The organism is Hydrocarboniphaga sp., assembly GCF_028291725.1.
Lineage (GTDB): Bacteria > Pseudomonadota > Gammaproteobacteria > Nevskiales > Nevskiaceae > Hydrocarboniphaga.
Genome location: NZ_JAQGNT010000100.1, coordinates 1 through 19,372 on the forward strand (window position 1 = coordinate 1; position 19,372 = coordinate 19,372).

Annotated in this window: 14 protein-coding genes and 1 riboswitch; of the genes, 10 read left to right on the plus strand and 4 right to left on the minus strand. The window is 65.2% G+C overall.

Features of this window, described 5'->3' with window-relative positions; translation table 11 throughout:
- On the plus strand, positions 1-915 hold a 915-nt coding region (locus tag JWQ90_RS26040), incomplete at its 5' end, for a Rid family hydrolase (RefSeq protein ID WP_366919602.1).
- Between the two features lie 38 nt (positions 916-953).
- Here the strand turns inward: JWQ90_RS26040 and JWQ90_RS26045 are convergent.
- A complete protein-coding gene (locus JWQ90_RS26045; RefSeq protein WP_299697995.1) occupies positions 954-2,855 on the minus strand; it encodes a C13 family peptidase in 1,902 nt (633 codons plus the stop codon).
- 285 nt (positions 2,856-3,140) lie between these two features.
- Positions 3,141-4,634 (minus strand): glycerol kinase GlpK, encoded by a 1,494-nt coding sequence (glpK, locus tag JWQ90_RS26050; protein WP_299697996.1) that lies wholly within the window; start codon positions 4,632-4,634, stop codon positions 3,141-3,143.
- Between the two features lie 125 nt (positions 4,635-4,759).
- Between glpK and JWQ90_RS26055 the strand changes: the two genes are divergently transcribed.
- A complete protein-coding gene (locus JWQ90_RS26055) occupies positions 4,760-5,704 on the plus strand; it encodes an alpha/beta hydrolase (protein WP_299697997.1) in 945 nt (314 codons plus the stop codon).
- A 72-nt stretch (positions 5,705-5,776) separates the two neighbouring features.
- Here the strand turns inward: JWQ90_RS26055 and JWQ90_RS26060 are convergent, their stop codons facing one another.
- Positions 5,777-6,262, minus strand: coding sequence for a 6,7-dimethyl-8-ribityllumazine synthase (locus JWQ90_RS26060; protein ID WP_299697998.1), 486 nt, complete (start codon positions 6,260-6,262; stop codon positions 5,777-5,779).
- Positions 6,263-6,329: 67 nt separating this feature from the next.
- Positions 6,330-6,490: riboswitch (FMN riboswitch) on the minus strand.
- Positions 6,491-6,723: 233 nt separating this feature from the next.
- On the opposite strand from JWQ90_RS26060, the gene hemB reads away from it, so the two are divergent.
- Entirely contained in the window at positions 6,724-7,719 is a 996-nt protein-coding gene (gene hemB / locus JWQ90_RS26065; RefSeq protein ID WP_299697999.1) for a porphobilinogen synthase, read from the plus strand.
- Between the two features lie 27 nt (positions 7,720-7,746).
- The gene (gene aroE, locus JWQ90_RS26070) at positions 7,747-8,556 is read left to right on the plus strand and encodes a shikimate dehydrogenase (RefSeq protein WP_366919603.1); all 810 of its coding nucleotides are present in this window, start codon (positions 7,747-7,749) and stop codon (positions 8,554-8,556) included.
- Between the two features lie 24 nt (positions 8,557-8,580).
- Here aroE and JWQ90_RS26075 read toward each other — a convergent pair whose 3' ends face one another.
- Positions 8,581-11,040 (minus strand): FG-GAP repeat protein, encoded by a 2,460-nt coding sequence (locus JWQ90_RS26075; RefSeq protein ID WP_299698001.1) that lies wholly within the window; start codon positions 11,038-11,040, stop codon positions 8,581-8,583.
- A gap of 282 nt (positions 11,041-11,322) precedes the next feature.
- Here JWQ90_RS26075 and JWQ90_RS26080 point away from each other — a divergent pair, with 282 nt between their 5' ends.
- From JWQ90_RS26080 to JWQ90_RS26105, 6 genes are all read left to right on the plus strand, one after another.
- On the plus strand, positions 11,323-11,487 hold the full coding sequence (locus JWQ90_RS26080; protein WP_299698002.1) for a DUF1328 domain-containing protein: 165 nt from the start codon (positions 11,323-11,325) through the stop codon (positions 11,485-11,487).
- Between the two features lie 156 nt (positions 11,488-11,643).
- A complete protein-coding gene (locus JWQ90_RS26085; RefSeq protein WP_299698003.1) occupies positions 11,644-12,282 on the plus strand; it encodes a BON domain-containing protein in 639 nt (212 codons plus the stop codon).
- Between the two features lie 70 nt (positions 12,283-12,352).
- Complete coding sequence (locus JWQ90_RS26090) at positions 12,353-12,544, plus strand: CsbD family protein (protein WP_299698004.1); 192 nt, start codon at positions 12,353-12,355, stop codon at positions 12,542-12,544.
- Positions 12,545-12,846: 302 nt separating this feature from the next.
- Positions 12,847-13,359, plus strand: a complete 513-nt coding sequence (locus tag JWQ90_RS26095) for a BON domain-containing protein (RefSeq protein WP_299698005.1) — start codon at positions 12,847-12,849, stop codon at positions 13,357-13,359.
- A 146-nt stretch (positions 13,360-13,505) separates the two neighbouring features.
- Positions 13,506-15,341: an autotransporter assembly complex family protein gene (locus JWQ90_RS26100; RefSeq protein ID WP_299698006.1), complete on the plus strand. Its 1,836-nt coding sequence runs from the start codon at positions 13,506-13,508 to the stop codon at positions 15,339-15,341.
- On the plus strand, positions 15,338-19,192 hold the full coding sequence (locus tag JWQ90_RS26105) for a translocation/assembly module TamB domain-containing protein (protein WP_299698007.1): 3,855 nt from the start codon (positions 15,338-15,340) through the stop codon (positions 19,190-19,192). The genes JWQ90_RS26100 and JWQ90_RS26105 overlap by 4 nt, the downstream gene beginning before the upstream one ends.
- Positions 19,193-19,372: the final 180 nt, after the last annotated feature.

Here is a 19,372-nt window from a genome sequence, read left to right on the forward strand (position 1 = left end):
TATCTGCGTCTTGCCGACGCGGCCTCGGCGATGCCGGCCGATGCGCTGGCCTGCCTGCGCTTCGGCACCGACGGCGCGGATATCGAAAACCTGCATCGCGTGCCCCTGACGGCGATCGGTGAGCCGGCACTCGAAGTCTGGCCGGCGGCGGGCCCGGTGCGCCGCTTCGACTCCCAGGGTTTTGCCTGCGCCGAGGATGGCGAGCATCTGTTTTTCTGGCGCATCGACTCGGCGGCGAGCGACGTCGAAAAAGCGGCCGAAAGCGCATACCGCGATCTGCTCGCGCTGTGCGCCGGCAGCGGCTATCCGGAGCTGCTGCGCATCTGGAACTACTTCGACGAGGTCACCGTCGGCGAGGGCGACAACGAGCGCTACCGGCGCTTCTGCGTCGGCCGTCACCGGGTACTCGCCGCGCCGGGATTCGAGCGGCGTCTGCCGGCGGCGACGCTGATCGGCACGCATGTGCCGGGCCTGCAGCTGTACGGCTTTGCCTCGCGCACCGCGGGCCGCCAGATCGAGAACCCGCGGCAGACCAGCGCGTTCCGCTACCCACGCGAATACGGCCCGAGCAGCCCGAGTTTTTCGCGCGCGACGCGCTATGGCGACACGCTGCTGGTGTCGGGCACGGCGGCGATCGTCGGCCATCAGACCCAGCATCCGAATGCGGTGTTGCCACAGGCCCGCGCGATGCTCGACAACGTGCAGGCGCTGCTGGGCAATGCCGGCGCCGAGCGCTGGCAGCCGCAGATCTTGCGGCTGTATCTGCGCGATCCGGCCGATGCGGCTGCGGTCGTCGATCTGGTGAAGACACGCTTCGGTGCCGATGCACCGCTGCTGGTGGTGGAAGGCGAGGTCTGCCGGCGTGATCTGCTGGTCGAAATCGAGGGCGTGTTCGCGCAATCGCAGCACCAGTAGGCTCGGAGTGAACGCAGCGAACCTCGTTAGCTGCGCGACTAATTGTTGGCGCTTTCCGCGCTCACCCCAACCTGCCCGGAATCACCTGAGGGTAACAACGCCGGCAGATTCGGTGACGAGATGGGTCCCACTCGTACTCGCTCAGCCAAGCTGCCGTATGAACGTAATAGCGCGAGCGTGCCTATTACGGCACTCATCCATTGCGCGATGGTGAGAACGAGCGACGCATAGAAGAGGTGCATGTATCGTTCGGCATCCGCACCGGCGCCCATCGCCAATAGATGGAATGGAAGAACAGCAAGCCCCATTGCGGAGGACAACGTCAACACAAGCAGGCTGCGTTCGCGATGGCGCAGATAGGCACGCAGTTGGGCGAAGAGCAACACCAGCAGCACGATCGACGACAAGGCCAATGAGCCCAGGGACAAGCGCTGGTAAATGCGTTGCTGTCCGATCAGTTGAGTCTTCTCGGCATCGGCGACCGCCGGTTCGGCCGGTGTGGCCGAATCGGTTGCCGGCACACGCGGCGGCAACGTGGCCTGCCACTGTTCGAGTTTGGTCTGGATCAGACTGCCGCTGTCGATCTGTGGCTCGGCGTGCTGAAATTTTTGCTCCGTTTCCCACTGGTGGATCAGGTCGCGGGCGATGCCGAACGCATCGACGAAGGAACGGGTACGGCTCAACGCTTGCTGGAAATAGGCCCGGCCGAAGTAGGTGAACTCGGCGGTATCACTGCAGCCGAACGACGTGCGATCGGCACGCGCCGCAGTGATCACCAGAGTATGGTCGTTCCGCAATTCGGGGATAAATGATCCGCTGTAGCAACTGGATACCACGATCACTCGCCAGCGGATGCCGGCGGCATCGAGCATTCCGGCCAGGTCGCGAGCACCAAGATCATGCAAGCCGACGCCAGGCAGATTCACCGCCATCTGCGCATCGCGCGAGCCATGGCTGGTGAGATAGAGGAACAGGATGTCCTGATCTAGGATCATCTTCTGCCCTAGTTCTCGCAGCGCAGTCCGCAGGTTGCTGACCGAGGCCAGCGGGGTGGAGGCAACGGAAGCGCGGCTATTGATTAGAGTCAGCGTGCGATCTTTCGCGCCCAAATCGCTCTCGAACAGATGCTCGGTGTAATGCGCCTCCTTGGCGAACACTCCCTGCTTCGCATAGGGCGCGAAGGAGACGAAGTACAGGCTTGGCTTGCCCTTCGTGCCAGGTACGATCCGGTCCAGTGCCTTGGTCAGCAGCAAAGGCTGCGATGGCAGCACGTCCTCTGCGACCAGTGGTTCTTCTTCGGGGCGGTCGCGATACAGGGCGTAGTAGTCGGTGTACCAGAATTCGCCGGACGGCATCAGCCAGTTGGCGGCAGCCAGCACTGCCGCCGCTGCGAACGACAACAGCACGCGCCTGGCGGCCGGCGTGCCCGCAGCCAAGCCGGACAGGGCACGCCAAAGCATGGCTGCCCACCACAACGCCAGAGCGGTGTAGATAATCCATTGACGATTGCTGGTTTCATCGCCGCCGTCCGGAATCGCGTCATACGCGACGGCGTAGATCGCCATTGGGATTAGCGCGCCGTACGCGAACAGCGTGGCGAGCGACCAAAGCATCGCCTCGCGGCTGAGGCTCTTGAGGAGCAGGTAGCAGACGAACAGGCTCAGCAGCGAATGCCCGGCCAGGCTTTCGAAGCCATTGGCGCTGAACTGTCGGGGTGACCCGGCCATGAAGTAATCAATGGCGGCGTACCAGGGCGCCACTAACAGGAGCGCCAACCAAAACGAGCCTGCGGTGAACGCGACTTGGTTGGGATTCGGCTTGCGCAGTACGGCCAGCTGCAGTCCCGCCGAAATTGCAGAACCCATTTGCAACCACGGGGACGGTCCGGGTTTGCGCGGAACCTCCGCCGACCCGCCAGCGCCCAGCTTATCGTGCCACATGGGTTAATCCGTAATTGCCGGAGACTTCAAGATCATACAAAGCCGAATCAACCGAGAAGAGGACAAGTAGCACAAGAAAAGCTGAACGGGGCCTTCTGCGCGCCGAGCGCAATGCTCCAGCGCCCCTCTCGCGCCTCCTGACAAAAGGGGGCGGTCGCTACTGAAATTGCTCCGCAGTTATGGGCTGAGAGCACTTTCTATCCGTGATGAGTCCAATCCGATTCTTGCTGACCCTTGCCCGCTAGCAGAGGCGCAGCGCCAGCAAACCTGAAGTCGCTCCTACGATCACGCGTCGCTGCGCACCCGCTTCACCGCGTCGAGCCAGCCGTCGTAGAGCCGGTCCGCATCGGCGGCCGGCCGTGCCGGCGAGAAGCGCGCATCGGACTTCCACAGCGCGGCGATCTCGCCCAGCGATTCGTAGACACCCGCGCCGAGTCCGGCCAGCAGCGCCGCACCCAAAGCCGTGGTCTCGACCACCTGCGGACGTAGCACGTCGATCTGCAGCACATCGGCCAGGAACTGCGTCAGCCAGTCGTTGACGACCATGCCGCCATCGACGCGCAGCTCGGTCGGCGTGCAGGCATCGCCGGCCATTGCCAGCATCAGGTCGCGAGTCTGATAACAGGTGGATTCCAGCGCGGCGCGGACGATATGCGCGATGCCGGAATCGCGCGTCAGGCCGAAGATCGCGCCGCGCGCCTCCGGGTCCCAGTACGGCGCGCCGAGGCCGGTGAAGGCCGGCACCAGGTAGACGCCCTGGGTGTCCTGGATCGAGCGCGCCAGCGCCTCGGTTTCGCCGGCGGCGCCGATCAGCCGCACCGCGTCGCGCAGCCATTGCACGGCAGCGCCGGCGACGAAGATCGCGCCTTCCAGCGCATAAGTCGTCTCGCCGTTCAGGCGATACGCGACCGTCGACAGCAGGCGGTTTTTGCTGTGGGTGAATTCGCGGCCGGTGTTCAGCACCATGAAGCAGCCGGTGCCATAGGTGCTCTTGATCATGCCGGGCTCGAAACAGGCCTGGCCGACCACCGCGGCCTGCTGGTCGCCGGCGACGCCGCGGATCGCGATCGGCCCGCCGAACAGCTCCGGTACGGTGCTGCCGTAGTCGTCGGCGCAGTCGCGCACCTCGGGCAGCAGCTCGGCCGGGATATTGAAGAAAGCCAGCAGCTCGTCGTCCCATTGCTGGCGGCGGATGTCGAACAGCGCGGTGCGCGAGGCATTGGTCGCGTCGGTTGCGTGCAGCTTGCCGCCGCTGAGGTTCCACAGCAGCCAGCTGTCGATGGTGCCGAACGCCAGTTCGCCGCGTTTGGCCGCATCACGCGCGCCGGCGACGTGCTCGAGCAGCCAGGCGATCTTGGTCGCCGAGAAATACGGGTCGATCAGCAGGCCGGTTTTGTTCGCGATCCACTCGTCATGCTGGCCGTTCCTGCGGCAGAACTCGGCGGTGCGGCGGTCCTGCCAGACGATCGCCGGATGGATAGTCTTGCCGGTCTTGCGGTTCCAGATCAGCGTGGTTTCGCGCTGGTTGGTGATGCCCAGCGCGGCGATATCGGCGGCTTTGCGTCCGGCGCGGGCCAGCGCCTCGCGCACGCAGGCCACGGTGTCGGTCCAGATGCGCTCCGCGTCGTGCTCGACCCAGCCCGGCTGCGGGAACGACTGCGGCAGCTCGCGGCTGGCGCTGGCGAGTTTGGCGCCGCCACGGTCGAACACGATCGCGCGCGAGCTGGTGGTGCCCTGGTCGATCGCCAGCAGAGCGGTGGAAGGCGCGGCCTGGCTCATCTTGTCTCCTGAAGCTTGTCCCGACGGGGTTTGTCTCGACTCGAGCCCCCGCGCGTGGAACACTCGGCGGCAGGAGAGGCGCACAGATAGCACAAGACTAACGAATCGCGCCGGGATGATCGCGAATGAAAGCGAGCCGCAACAAGACCAGCGAGTTCCAGCTGACCGTCAGCAAGAGCGCGATCGCGTTCGTGCGCTGCTGGTTGCCGGCAGGCCCGCTACGGGGCGTGATCCAGCTGATCCATGGCATGGCCGAGCACAGCGGCCGCTACCAGCGCCTGGCAGCGGCGCTGACGGCCGAGGGCTACGCGGTCTACGCGCAGGACCTGCCCGGCCACGGCCGCACCGCGCGCGCGCCCGACGAACTCGGGCATTTCTCCGAAACCGCCGGTTGGCGCCTCGCGCTGCAATCGATCCGCTGCCTGCAGCGCGAGATCGGTGAATGGCACGACGGCGCTCCGCAATTCATTCTCGGCCACAGCATGGGTTCGTTCCTGCTGCAGGATTACCTGAGCCGCCACGCGCACGATCTGGCCGGCGCGGTGTTGTCGGCGAGCACCGCCGACGCCGGCCTGCTGCGCGCGGTCGGGCTCGCGCTGCTGAAGGCCGAAGGGCTGTGGCGCGGCTACGACGAGCGCAGCGCCTTGGCCGAGCAGCTGACGTTCAAGAGTTACAACCGCCAGTTCGCGCCGACGCGCACCGCGTTCGACTGGCTCAGCCGCGACCCGGTCGAGGTCGACCGCTACGTTGCCGATCCGCAATGCGGCTTCCGCTGCACCAGCGGCCTGTGGGTGCAATTGCTCGAGGCAATGGGCCGGCTCGACAGCCGCCGCGCCGCGCGCGTGCCCAAGCACCTGGCGCTGCTGGCGATCGCCGGCGAGGACGATCCGGTCTGTGCGGGGCGCAAAGGGCCGTTGTCGCTGCAGAAGCGCTACCGCGATGCGGGCCTGAGCGACGTGACGGCGCTCAGCTATCCGAAAGCCCGCCACGAATTGCTGAACGACATCTGCCGCGACGAAGTCACCGCGGATCTGATCGGCTGGTTCAACCAGCGCACCGCATCCGCGTAGGTCGGCAATCCCTTGCCGAAGTGAGGCCGCGATTGCGCATCCCAGTGTGCATGTCGGCAAGGGATTGCCGACCTACGCCGGCAACTGCTCCCGCGCTCTGGCGGTCGCCGCGATCGTCTCTGCGCAGGCACGCGCGACTTCCGTACCCTTGACGACGAAGTGCTCGGCAAAATAGCCGCGATGCTGCTCGTGTTCGTGGAAATGATGCGGCGTCAGCACCGCCGACAGGATCGGCACCTCCAGGTCGAGCTGGTTGCGCATCAGGCCGTCGATCACCGCTTGGGCGACGAACTCGTGGCGGTAGATGCCACCGTCGACGACCAGGCCGGCGGCGACCACCGCGGCATAGCGGCCGCTCTTCGCCAGCAGCCGGGTCTGCAGCGGCAGCTCGTAGGCACCGGAGACTTTGAAGTAGTCGATCTGGTCGGCGGCGTAGCCCTGCGCCAGCATCTCGGCGGCGAAACCGGCGCGGCAGCGGTCGACGATGTCGCGGTGCCAGCCAGCCTGGACGAAGGCCAGGCGCGGCAGCGTCAGCGGGGGATTGAAAGGGTGTGTCATACAGCGCTCCGATTCGGCAGGACGAAAAGGGGCGCAGACGACAAGCACGGCCTCGCGGCCGCGGCAGATCATCGCTCTCGTAACCGGACTTTACCGTCGGCTTCGGAATCGCACCGAATCTGCTAGTCCCCGACGCGGCAATAAGCTGCTGCGCCGGGCGCCCGCGGGCTTGTGCGATCGCTCGCCATTACCGCCGGTGGGGAATTGCACCCCGCCCCGAGATCCGCGCACGGCGTAGCCGGCGCGAGGCGCGATTCTGCGGGAGGAAAATGCTGGGCTGCAAGTTTCAGCTGCGGCCCTCGATACGCGCCTGCGGCGCTACTCGGGAGGAACGGGGGAGAAAGCTCAACAAAACTCCGTTCCTCCCGAGTAGCCCCGCTTTGCGGGGCGTATCGAGGGACGCAGCGTTCGCCACGACGCTTATAATCGCGCCCTCATTGCACCCGCCTGACAGGATCACCTTGAGCCAGCACGCTTTCCCGCGCACCCGCCCGCGCCGCCTGCGCCGCACCGAATTCATCCGCGGCATGGTCCGCGAGCATTCGCTGCATGCCAGCCAGCTGATCCAGCCGATTTTCATCGCCGAGGGCGCACAGAAAGGTCCGGTGTCGTCGATGCCCGGTGTAGTGCGCCTGGACATCCTCGAGCTGGTACGCGAATGCCAGGAGCTGGCCGCGCTCGGCATAGGCTGCGTCGCGCTGTTCCCGGTGCTGCCCCAGTCACTGAAGACCGAAGACGGCGCTGAGGCGTTGAATCCCGATGGTCTGGTGGTGCGCGCGATCAAGGCGGTGAAAGCCGCCTGCCCGGACCTCGGCGTGATGGTCGACATCGCGCTCGACCCTTACACCTCGCACGGCCACGACGGCCTGCTCGATGCCAGCGGCTACGTCACCAACGATCTGACGCTGGAGATGCTGCGCAAACAGGCGCTGCTGTACGCACGAGCCGGCGCCGACATCGTCTCGCCCTCGGACATGATGGACGGCCGCATCGGCCAGATCCGCGAAGTGCTGGAGCGCGACAGCCAGCACAACACCATCATTCTTTCGTACGCGGCCAAATACGCGTCGAGCTTCTACGGCCCGTTCCGCGACGCGGTCGGCTCAGCAGCGAATCTCGGCCGCGGCGACAAGCGCACCTATCAGATGGACCCGGCGAATACCGACGAGGCGCTGCGCGAAGTCGAGCTCGATCTGGCCGAGGGCGCCGACATCATCATGGTCAAGCCCGGCATGCCGTATCTCGACATCATCCGCCGCGTGAAAGATAAGTTTGGAGTGCCGACTGCCGCGTACCAGGTCAGCGGCGAGTACGCGATGCTGCACGCGGCCATTCAGAACGGCTGGCTCGACGAGAAGAAAGCGCTGATGGAAGCGCTGCTGTGCTTCCGCCGCGCCGGCGCCGACATCGTGCTGACGTACTACGCGAAGAAAGCTGCAAAGTGGCTGGCTGAATAAATGGGTGCTGCAGCAGAGTTACGCAAAATTTCACGCTATGGCGTCATCGGCCAGCCGGTCGCGCATTCGCTGTCGCCGCGCATCCATGCGCTGTTTGCGAAAGCGTTCGGCATCGATCTGAGTTACGAGGCGATCGAGATTGCGCCCGCCGATCTCGCCGCGCGTCTGCAGCAACTGCATGCCGACGGCTACAGCGGCATCAACGTCACCTTGCCGCATAAGGCTGTGGTCGCAGCGCTATGCGAGGGCGTCAGCGAACGCGCGCAGATCGCCGGTGCCGTGAACTGCCTGAAGCGCACTGACAGCGGCTGGATCGGCGACAACACCGACGGCGAAGGTCTGGTGCGCGATCTGGCGCGTCTGGGCATCGCGGTAGCTGGCCAGCGTGTTTTATTGCTCGGCGCCGGTGGTGCCGCGCGCGGCGCGATCGATCCGCTGCTCGCGCTGCATCCCAAAGAGCTGGTTGTGTCGAGCCGCAATCCCTGGAAGCCCGAAGCACTGGCCGAGCAGTTCAAAGGTCGCGGCCCGCTGCGTCCCTGCACGCATCTCGCGCTGAAAGGCGATCACTACGATCTGATCATCAACGCCACCTCCGCCGGCCACGCCGGCGGCATGCCGCGCCTGCCCGGCCCGCTGTTGGTCGAAGGCGGCAGCTGCTACGACCTCAGCTACGGCAAGGCGCACGCGCCGTTCGCGGCCTGGGCGCAGCAACAGAGCGCCGCCAAGACCGATGACGGCCTCGGCATGCTGGTCGAGCAGGCCGCTGTGTCGTTCGAGATCTGGCTCGGCAAAAGCCCGGATGTGGAAGCGGTCCTGGCTGCGCTGCGCACTCGCTGAGTTCAACAGCCAAGCCCGCGTTGCTCACGGCGCTTTGATCTTGACGAGGTAGTCCTCGACTTCACCAAACATGACCTTGCCGGCGGTTTTTGCGCCACCAGCCCCGGCAGGGCTCAATCGGAATCGAGCATAGGTCTGGCCGACGATTGCCGTTGCCGGCACCGTGAAGCTGAGGGTGTTGCTGCCGTTGTTGACGAGCTTCTTCGTGAAGATCTGCTCGCCGGCATCGCTCCAGTCGTCGTCAGCGTTGAAATCCATCCAGGCATCGAGTTGTGCGGTGCCGGCCGGTGCCGTGACAACCACGGTGACGCTGGCCGCCTTGCCGGGCTTGAGCTTGCTGAAGCTCACGCCGTCTTCGTCATCGGTGTTGTTGATGTCGTCGCCGGTGGCGCCGCTGTTGATCGGCTGACCGTCGGTTTCTGCATCGATGCCACTGCCCAGGTAGGGCCCGTCGGTGTTGATGAAGTGGCGTGCGCCGTTGTCGGCAAGCAGCGTCGGATAGGGCGACGGCGCATCGCCGTAGTCGGTGCCGATGCGGTAGAAGTGAATCGAGCCGCCGTCGATGCCGTCCGGTACATCGTCTTCCGGCGATCCCACGAGTAGATCGGTTCCCGATGCGGCAACTGCGTTACCGAACTTGTCGCCTGGCATGCCATCGATACCAAATAGTTCCGCCTGCTGGGACCAGGCCGATGCCGTCCGGACGAATACATAGGCCGCCCCTTCGTTTCCCGAGTCAGTTTTCTTTTTGGGTGCACCTACGAGGGCGACATCACCTGTTAGCCCCACCGCAAAACCGAAATGAGCACTTGTCTCGCTACCGGAGAAGTTCAGTGTCGCTTGTTGCTGCCAATTGGAGTCGTCCTTGCGCACGAAAACGTAGGCGCTGCCCTGATCTTGATTGCCTGCGACGTCATGCAACCACACTCCTATCAAGGCCGTGTCATTGGCGATAGCCAGAGCCGATCCGAACTGATCGTTGGGCATGCCATCGGCTGCGGTCAGCTTGGCCTGTTGCGACCAATCAGTGCCCGAGCGTTTGAAGACATAGGCCGAGCCTTGATCGACGTTGGCGCCGATGTCGTCTTTGAAGCTTGAGATCAGCGCCGTATCGCCCGAGAGGGCTACCGAATCGCCGAAGGCGTCCCCTGGCGCACCGTCTGCCGCAGTCAGTGTCGCTTGCCAGCTCCAACTGACGCCAGAGCGAACAAAGACATAGGCCGAGCCCTGATTGCCCTCCTGACTGTCATCGCCGGGCGCGCCAACCAACAGAGTGTCATCTCCAAGCGCGATCGACGTACCGAAGCCTCCCACCGAGTTAGAGAACATGGACAATTGCGGCGTCCATACAGTGCCTGTCCGCTGGTACACTTGGACAGTTCCCGGAGAAGTTTCCGGGGAGCTATCCTTGGCTCCGTGACCGGCCGCCGCGGTATCACCGGATATCGCGACGGCCGTCCCTAGCTTGTAGCCTGGTACGCCTCCGAATCGAGCTTGCTGAGCCCAGGAATTGCCGCTATGGACGAAGATGTAGATGACTGAGTAAGGCGTTGAGACGATGGCGGTATCGCCCGATATAGCGACGCTGACGCCGAACTGTTGGCCTCCGGCATCCGGATTGCTGATAGTCTGGTCTTCATTGACGAGCAGCGGATCGACGGTCACCGGATAGTGTGCTGCGGCATCGTCAAAGGCGATTTCGACGCGGTCTTTGCTTGGCGCGGTCAGCGTTGCGGGCAGCGAGCGGCCGTCGGCGTCGGTGACCACCAGCTTGTCGTACCGCAGACTGCGACCGGTGGCGTCAGTGAAGCGCAGGCTGCCGTCGGCTTGCGTGATGACCTCCATGCCGGACACGGCTAGAACGATGCGGACCGGTTCGACCTTGTCCGGACGATCGCTGCTGGTATGTCTCGGCTGCCGGTGCAACTCGTAGCCATGTTCGAGACCTGCCGGTGTATTGACGTACCACTCGGTCCAGCCGCTGCGGCGGTATTCGATGCGAGCACCATCCGCGACCGGCTGCACTGCTTCGGCTGCTTGACGCTGTGCGCCGCGTGACAAGGACAGTGTCTGCAAGCCGAGTGGCAAGCGTCCCGCCGCGTCAGAGCCGGTCGCCGGAATATCATGGCTTCTGGTACCGAAAGTAGCGGGTTCTCGGTTTCTCAACGACTCGAAACTGGCGCCTTCGCTGGTGAAGCGCAGCTGCAGATCCTGTTTCGGATTGTGGGAGCTGATGGTGTCCGGATCCGATGGCACCGGCGCCGCCTCGTACTCGGCCTTCGCAATCTGCTGCTGGATGCCGGCCCAGGCTTCGGCGGTGATGCCTTGCGGGGTTTCGGAGCCCGAGACTCGCTGGCCGTGAGTGATCTTGCTCGCCGCGGTCTCGACGGATGATCCCGCCGCTGCATTGCTGATCGACGCAAGGGACCACAGCAAGACCGATGCAGTGGCGATGCGGATGCCGGCTCGTGTTGCTCTCGACATAAAAACTCTCCCTTGTGTACAGCTGCACACATCATTTTGTCGGCCGCCTAAAGATGCCGCGGCGGCTCATTTTCTGAATCCCCGGCCCGACGCTATGCCAACAGGATGACAGCTGCAATCTCTTTTCAAGCTTTTGGTGGCGGCTTTGGCGAAGCCGATCCGTTAACTCGACAGCAAGTTCCACTTAAGCCCCGGCTCATAGGCGCACAGGCAATCTGGCCGCAGTTGAACGGAGCGGTGGCCTGGCCTCCATCCGTCAGCACTCACAAAAAGGAGGCTGTCATGCTGAGCTATGCCGTCATCTTTCTGGTTATCGCGTTGATCGCAGGTGGTCTGGGTTTCTTCGGCGTCGCGGGTACTGCGGCCTGGATTGCCAAGGTGCTGTTCCTGGTATTCCTGGTGCTGTTCGTGGTGTCGCTGATCACCGGCCGCCGCACGGTACCGTGACGAATCGGGCCGGCGGCTGCGTTGTGCCGCCGGCCCGTTCATTCGTTTTGCGAATCGTGTTGCGTCGCCGCCGATTCGCACCGTCCACGCGACGGACTCCAATTCCAATTCGCATCACTCTCCCTTAGTTCCATTCAGTCAAGCAAAGGATTGCTCATGAATAACTCGACTTCGCTGTTCAAGAAATCGCTGATGATCGCCGGCATCGTTGCGACGCTGGGCGTCGCCGCGTGCCATCGCAACGATGGCCAGATGACCGATAGCGCGGCTGCCGACGCACCCAAGGAAAGCGCCAGCATCGGCGCGGCGATGGACGACACGGCGATCACCGCCAAGGTCAAGCAGCGCCTGATGTCGGACGAGCGCATGGAAACCGCGAAGATCGACATCGAAACCAATAACGGCGTGGTCACGCTGAGCGGTTCCGCACCGTCGGCCGATGCGAAGCACGCCGCCGAAGAACTTGCGCGCAATGTCGCCGAGGTTCAGGGCATCGACAACCGGATTGCGGCGCCCGGCGCGATGGACGATATGAGTGCCAAGGCCGAGAACGCGGCCGACCAGGTCGGCTCGACGATCTCGGATGCGACGATCACGACCAAGGTCAAGGCGCAGTTCGCTGCCGACGACGTGGTCAAGGCGACGGCGATCAAGGTCGACACCGACAAGGGCGTGGTCACGCTCAAGGGCGAAGTGGCCAGCGCCGAGGCGCACAAGCGTGCGGTCGATATCACTCGCAGGATCGACGGCGTCAAGAGCGTCGACGATGACCAGCTGAAGATCAGCCAGTCGTAAGCAGGGCCGCAGCAGGGCCCGAATATTTATCCCGTTGCATCCGCATACCAGGCACAGGAGCAGAAAGAACATGGACAAGAACACCATCGAAGGTAAGGCCAAGCAAGTCGTCGGCGCCGCCAAGCAGAAAGCCGGCGAGTTGATCGACAACAAGGAGATGCAGGTCAAGGGCGGCGTGCAGCGCGTCGAAGGCAAAGTCCAGGAGAACTATGGCAAGGCCAAGGACGCCGTCAAGGACGGCGCCAAGAAGTTCGATCACTAGCAGCCTGTCGGGCTTGGGATGATCGGCTGCAAAAGCGTCTGTGCGGTCCATATTTCGTCGCCTTCTCGGCCCATAGCGGCGCTATGAGCCTTCGAAGTCGGCGCAATCTGTCCTCGCACAGCCACTTTTTCGCTCTCGGTCACCCAAGTCCGGCAGGCTGCTAGTCAAGACCGCTGAAACCAGGGCCGCGTCGGTACTCCGACGCGGCCTTTTTGCATCTTGGCATCCATCTCGCATTTCGTGACGTAAGCTTTGATGTCAAGATCGGTACTGTTAAGGACCGGTCGCAATAGGAGAACACCATGCTCAACCCCCATGCCCTCAGCCGCGCCGGACTCGGCTTGGCCCTTGTCACCGGCTTTGCCTTTGCCGCTCCGGCGATGGCCGATTCGTCCGAGTCCGCCCCCGTCGTTGCACCGGCAGCGACGGTCGCACCCGCAGCGCCGGTTGCCGCTGTGCCCGTCACGCCCGCGGCAGCGGCCACGGCCCCCGACGCGGTTGCGATGTCGGCCCCGGCCGACGCGCCGGTCCCGATCAGCGGTGTCGAGGCGCGGATTCTGACCGGCGCCGAGGTGGTGCAGGACATTACGCCGTACACGATGACCGAGGCCGATCGCGAGATCGCCGCCAAGGTGATCGACATCCTCGCCGCCGACAACAAGCTGCGCGGCCGCATCGCGGTGTCGGTGCTCAACGGCGAGGTGCTGCTGTCGGGCAAGGTCAAGTCGGTGCCGATGATCTATCGCGCGGTCGAGCTGTCGCGCCGCGTGGTCAGCGACGGCAAGGTGAACGTCGACAATCTGTGGCGCGGCTGATCCCCGTAGCTTCGATTCGCGGTCTCGGATCGCGCTAAGCGCTACGCCTTCCTCGCGCGGGGAAGGGGTTTTGATTTTGAGCGGCCCTCGCGCCGTCGTGTCCTTCGTTCAGACATTTGATGGCCGCTTCCATAATATGCGGGACGATGATCCGTCGCCTCAGCGCAATCTGCCTGCTGGTTCTGTTGCCGCTGTCTGCCGCGCAGGCCGCTGTGCGCGTCGACGTGAGCGGCCTGGGCCCTGACGAAAAGACCAATGTCCTGGCCCGGCTGACGATACGCCAACAGGGTGATCGCAAGGATCTAAGCGAAAGCCTGGTCGAGCGGCTGCACGAGCAGGCGCCTGCCGATATCCGCGTCGCGCTGCAGCCTTTCGGCTGGTACACGCCGAGCATCGAGGCCGAACTCAGCGGCTCCGAGCCGACCTGGGTGGCGCACTATCGTGTCGACGCCGGCGAGCCGACGCTGATCAGCAAGATCGATGTCCAGCTGCTCGGCGAGGGCGCCGAGCACGAGGCTTTCAAGGCGGCCCTGCGTCGCGCCAACCGCCGCCTGACCCTGGGCGAGCGGCTCAAGCATGCCGACTACGAGGAGGCCAAGAAGCTGCTCACCGACGCCGCGTATGCGGGCGGCTTTCTCGATGCGTATTGGGCGGTCAGCGAGCTGCGCGTCAATCCGGATTCGCGCCAGGCCGAGATCTATCTGCATCTGCAGACCGGGCCGCGCTACGCCTTTGGCCGCGTCACGCTGCAGCAGGACGGCGAGCAGGGCCTGAACCAGGACTTCGTCGAGCGCTACCTATCGTTGAAGGAGGGCGAACCCTTCGATCCGCAGAAGCTGCTCGACCAGCAGTTCGCGCTCAGCGATCTGGGCTACTTCCAATCGGTGGAAATCACACCGCAGCGCACCGAGGCCGACGCCGAACACCGCGTGCCGCTGGTGATCCACACCACGCCGCGCAAGAAGCATCGCTACGAAGGCGGCATCGGCTACGGCACCGATACCGGCGCGCGCGTGTCGCTGGGCACCGAGTGGCGGCAGATCAACCAATGGGGCCACAACCTCGACGCGAGTGCGCGCGTATCGCAGATCAAGGACACCGCGGCCGCCAACTATCGTGTACCGCAGGGCGCCAAGCCCGGCGAGAACCTGACCTTCAGCGCGATCCAGGATCGGGAAGCTCTGAACGAAGGCGACACCTCAAAATACACTTTCGGTGCGAGCCTTAACCGGCATCCGGGCGAGTGGCAGCGGCGCTTGTATCTGGAGTACTCGCACGAGCGGTCCACGTTCCCCATGAAGCAAGCGGTACTCGATCCCGTCACCGGAGCGCCGCAGACCGATCCCGTGACCGGAGACGAGATAACCGAGTCGGTCGATCAGACTGCGACGGCGGATCTGCTGACGCCGGGCGTGTCGTTCACGCGTACCGATTCCGACGATCCGATCTTCGCGCACCGCGGCTGGTACGTGTTTGCCGACGTGCATGGCGCCCAGAAGAACGCCTTGTCGAGCACCTCGTTCGTGCGCACTTATCTGCTGACCCGCGGTGTCTACTCGCTGGACTACAAGACGCGCCTGCTCGGCCGCGTGGAGCTGGGCGCGAACTTTCACGACCGGTTCACCGACCTGCCGGCGACGCAGCGTTTCTTCGCTGGCGGCGACAACAGCGTGCGCGGTTACAGCTACGAGTCGATCGGCACCGACGGCGAGGGCAACGTTACCGGTGGCCAGTACCTGGCCACGTTCAGCACCGAGCTGGAACGCCGGATCAAGGGCAACTGGGGCGCAGCGGTGTTCGTCGATGCCGGCGGCGCCGACGAAGTGTTTCTGCCGAAACTTTATTACGGCGTCGGTGCCGGCTTGCGCTACCGCGCGCCGGTCGGCTCGTTCCAGGTCGACCTGGCGCATCCCTTGACCGGCGACGCCGAGGGCCAGTTCATCGGCCTGCGCCTGCATATCAGCGTGCGGGTGGGGCTGTGAGGAAAGTACTGCTTGCCGCCGGCGCGCTGTTCCTGTTCTTCGCATTGAGCCTGCCGGGCGGCGTCTGGTGGCTGATCGCCAGCGAATCCGGCAACGGCGTGCTGCTGGCCCGGCTCGCTCCGCTGATCGGCGCGCAGATCAGCATCGGTGAGCGCAAGGGCGATATCAGCGGCTCGCTGGAATGGCGCGATCTGGTCTACGAGGACCGCTACGCCCGCGTCACCGCAAAAAGTCTGGTGCTGCACTGGACGCCGGCGCATCTGTACGAGCGCAGGGCGTCGGTGCAGGAGCTGGTTGCCGACGGCCTCGAAGTGCATCTGAAGCCCAGCGATACTCCGTCGCCGCCCAGTGGCAAGCCGCCGCTGTCGCGCTTGCCGGTCAACGTCGAGCTGGAGCATCTGGCGGTCACCGACCTGAAGTTCTGGGCCGCCGGAGCCGAGCAGCCGATCGTGCTGCCGCGCGCCGAATTCGTCGGCCGCTGGATCGGCTCGCGCGTCACCGTCGAACGTCTCATCGCGGACTATCCGCAGGCCGGCCACGTTTCGCTGCAGGCCGAGGCCGAGCTGAGCGACAAGGGCGTCGACATCCGCAAGCTGTCGCTGCTGTCGCCGATCGTGGCCAGCGCGCAGGGTTTCGTCGGCTACCAGAGTGCGAGCGATCTGCAGCTGGCCTGGCGCGACCTGGTCTGGCCGATGCCCGGTGTGGCCGGCGCCGCTGCGGACGCGCAGCCGCTGGTTGCCAGCAAGCAAGGCACCGCGACGCTGAAGGGGCCGTGGAGCGACATCGCGTTCAGTGTTGCCGCGGCGCTTGGCGCCGACGGCCAGCTGCAGGCCCAGGGCCGCTGGAACGGCAAGCTCGACGCAAGCGCGCAATGGACCCAGCTGACCTGGCCGATGCTCGCCCCACCCGCGGCGGCGGCGAATGCAAAAACCCCGGCACCGGTTCAGCCCTACCAGTCGGCACGCGGCGCGCTGTCGTTCAAGGGCCTGCCGGACGCCTATGCCTTCGATCTGGACGCCGACCTGGTCGCGCAGGAGCAGGCCGGCCATGTCCAGGCGCGCGGTGCCGGCAGCACCCGCTCGGTTGATCTTGAAACTCTGCAGCTCGCGGTCGGCGCGGGCCGGCTCGAGGCCGCCGGCCAGCTGGCCTGGGCGCCGCAGCCCAGCGGCGCGCTCAAGGGGCGTATCCAGAAGTTCGATCCGAGCCTGTTCGCCGCCGCCTGGCCGGGCGATCTGAACGGCGAATTCAGCGTCGACGGCGCAGTCGCGCAAAAACCGGGATCGACTGATGCGCCATCCGATCCGGCGCTGCATTTCATCGTCGCGCTGCATGACTCGCGGCTGCGCAACTACCCGCTGAAGCTCGACGTCGAAGGCCGCTACGCCCAGCGCGCGCTCGACATCGCCAGCCTCGAGCTGCGCAGCGGCGACAGCGTACTGACCGCCAGCGGCCACGCCACCGAGCCCTACGACCTGCAGGCGCAGCTGCTCAGCCAGCATATGAACGAACTGTGGCCCGGGCTCGGCGGCAGCATCCAGGCCAAGGCGCAGTTCCGCGGCAGCCTGAAGGCGCCGACGCTGGTCGCCGAAGCCGAGCTGGCGCATGCCAGCTGGCAGGACTACGCGATGGCGGGGCTGACGCTGAAAACCGACCTGGATTGGAACGGCCCGCTGACGATCGAGGCCAAGGCGCGCGATCTATCGGTGGGCACGCATCTCGAAACCCTGGAGTTGCACGGCAGCGGTACGCGCGGCGAGCACCGCCTGAGCCTGGCGCTGGCCAGCCACGACATCAAGGCCGATGTGCTGCTGGCTGGCGGCTGGGACGACAAGACTCAGCGCTGGCAGGGCCAACTCGCCGAAGGCCATGTCGCGCCGCAGAAGCTGCCCCCGTGGAGCCTGAGCCAGGCCGCGCCGCTGCTGCTGTCGGCGACGCAGAACGACATCGGCCCGGCCTGCTGGACCGCCAACCCGGGCCAGGTGTGCATCGAGGCGCACCAGACCCCCGATACCACGCGGGCCAAGATGCAGATCGCGCAACTGGCGTTCGCGTCGTTCCAGGCCTTGTTGCCGGACGACATGAAACTACAGGGCGAGCTCAACGGCAGCGCTTCGGCCGAGATCGCCGGCGGCGCCTTGCGCCAGGCCGATGCCCAGCTGACCACCACGGCCGGCTCGATGCAGCTGGGCGAGCGCCGTTTCAAGTTCCTGCCAGGGCATCTGAGCGTGTCCGACGCGCCCGAGCAGGGCCGCGCCGAGCTGCGCCTGCCGCTGGAAGTCGGCGGCATCGAGGGCGATACCACGCTGGCGCCGGGTGCAGTGCTCGGCGAGCGCGCACTGGCCGGCGACATCCGGCTCGACTTCCCCGATCTGGCCTTCCTGTCGGTGCTGTCCAACGAGATCAGCAGCGCCAGCGGCAAGCTCAGCGGGCAGTACCGCATCGGCGGCAAGGTCAGTGCGCCGGAGTTCGCGGGCGAGGCCCGGCTCAGCGACGGCACGATGAAGCTGACCCGGCCCGGCATCGAGCTGACCGGCCTGAACGCGACCGTCACCGGCCACGCCGACGGCAGCGTGCATCTGGTTGCCGAGGCCAAGTCCGGTGGTGGCACGCTCAGCGTCGATGGCCAGGTGTTGACCGGGTCGCTGGCGGTAGAGCCGGTGTCCGGCTCCGCGGCGCCGAACCTGCGGCGCAAGAGCAATGACGCCAAGACCAATGTCGAAACCGCGGCCACCGTCGCCGCAGCCGCCGCGCCGCCGACCGAAAAAGCCAATGCCAACGCGCCGGTCGCTGCGCCTTCCGGCGGCGTCGCGACTCCGTCGACGCAGCCGCCGCCGCCGGCGATTCTACCCACCGAGAACAGCCAGGGACTGAAGCTGGTGGTGCAGGTCGACGGCAGCGATTTCCAGGTCGCGAACCTGCCGCAGGCCCAGGTCTGGGCGTCGCCGAATCTGCGCTTCACGCTGTCCGGCAAGGAGGCCAGCCTCAAGGGCCGGCTGACGGTGCCGCGCGCCGACGTGCGGCTGCAGCAGGGCGAGAACACCGGCGTCGGGCCGTCGTCGGATCAGGTCATCGTTGACGCCAGCGGCAAGGCGCCGGAGCGGGTCGAGTCCTTCAGCCTGGCCACCGAAGTCAAGCTGGTGTTCGGGGACAAGGTCAAGCTCGAGGGCTACGGCCTGAAGACGCGACTGGAAGGCGCCGTCACCGCGGTCGACCAGCCCGGCCGCGACACGCTCGGCTACGGCGAATTTCATCTGGCAGAGGGCCAGTACAAGGCCTATGGTCAGGATCTGAGCATCGAGACCGGTAAGCTGCTGTTCAACGGCGGCCCGATCGCCAAGCCGGGCCTGGAAATCAAGGCGGCAAAGAAGGAGACCGAGGACGTGACCGTCGGCATCTACGTGCGCGGCACGCTGGAGAAGCCGGTGCTGTCGCTGTACTCCAGCCCGACCATGACCCAGCAACAGCAGCTGTCCTGGCTGCTGTTCGGCCAGCCGCTGGAACAGTCGTCGACCAACACCCAGGATCGCAGCGCACTCAGCGGCGCCGCGGTCGCGCTGGGCCTGGGCGGCGGCAGCCTGCTGGCGCAAAGCTTCCAGAAAGGCCTGGGCCTGGACTCGATCTCGCTGGGCGCGGCCCCGGGCGAGACCCAGGAACAGGCGCGGCTGACGGTGGGCAAGTATTTGTCACCGAAGATCTTCGTGTCCTACGGCATCGGCCTGTTCCAGCCGGGCCAGGTGTTCAAGCTGCTCTACGACCTGGGCAAGGGCTTCAAGCTGTCCACCGAATCCGGCAGCGGAGACTCGACCAATTTCACCGGCGGCGATCTGCTCTACCAGGTCGAGCGGCGTTAGATGAAATGTTTTGCCCGGGGATCCGGCAGTGCTCCGGCATAATCGGCGGGCGTGGCCTATACACAGCTCCGCCTAATATCGAACCGGCCTTCAGGTCAAGTCATACTTCTGTCATTGCTTCGTAACAGCGTTGCAAGTGCATGATATGGAAAACAATAATGTTCTGTGTCGAAGCCCTGC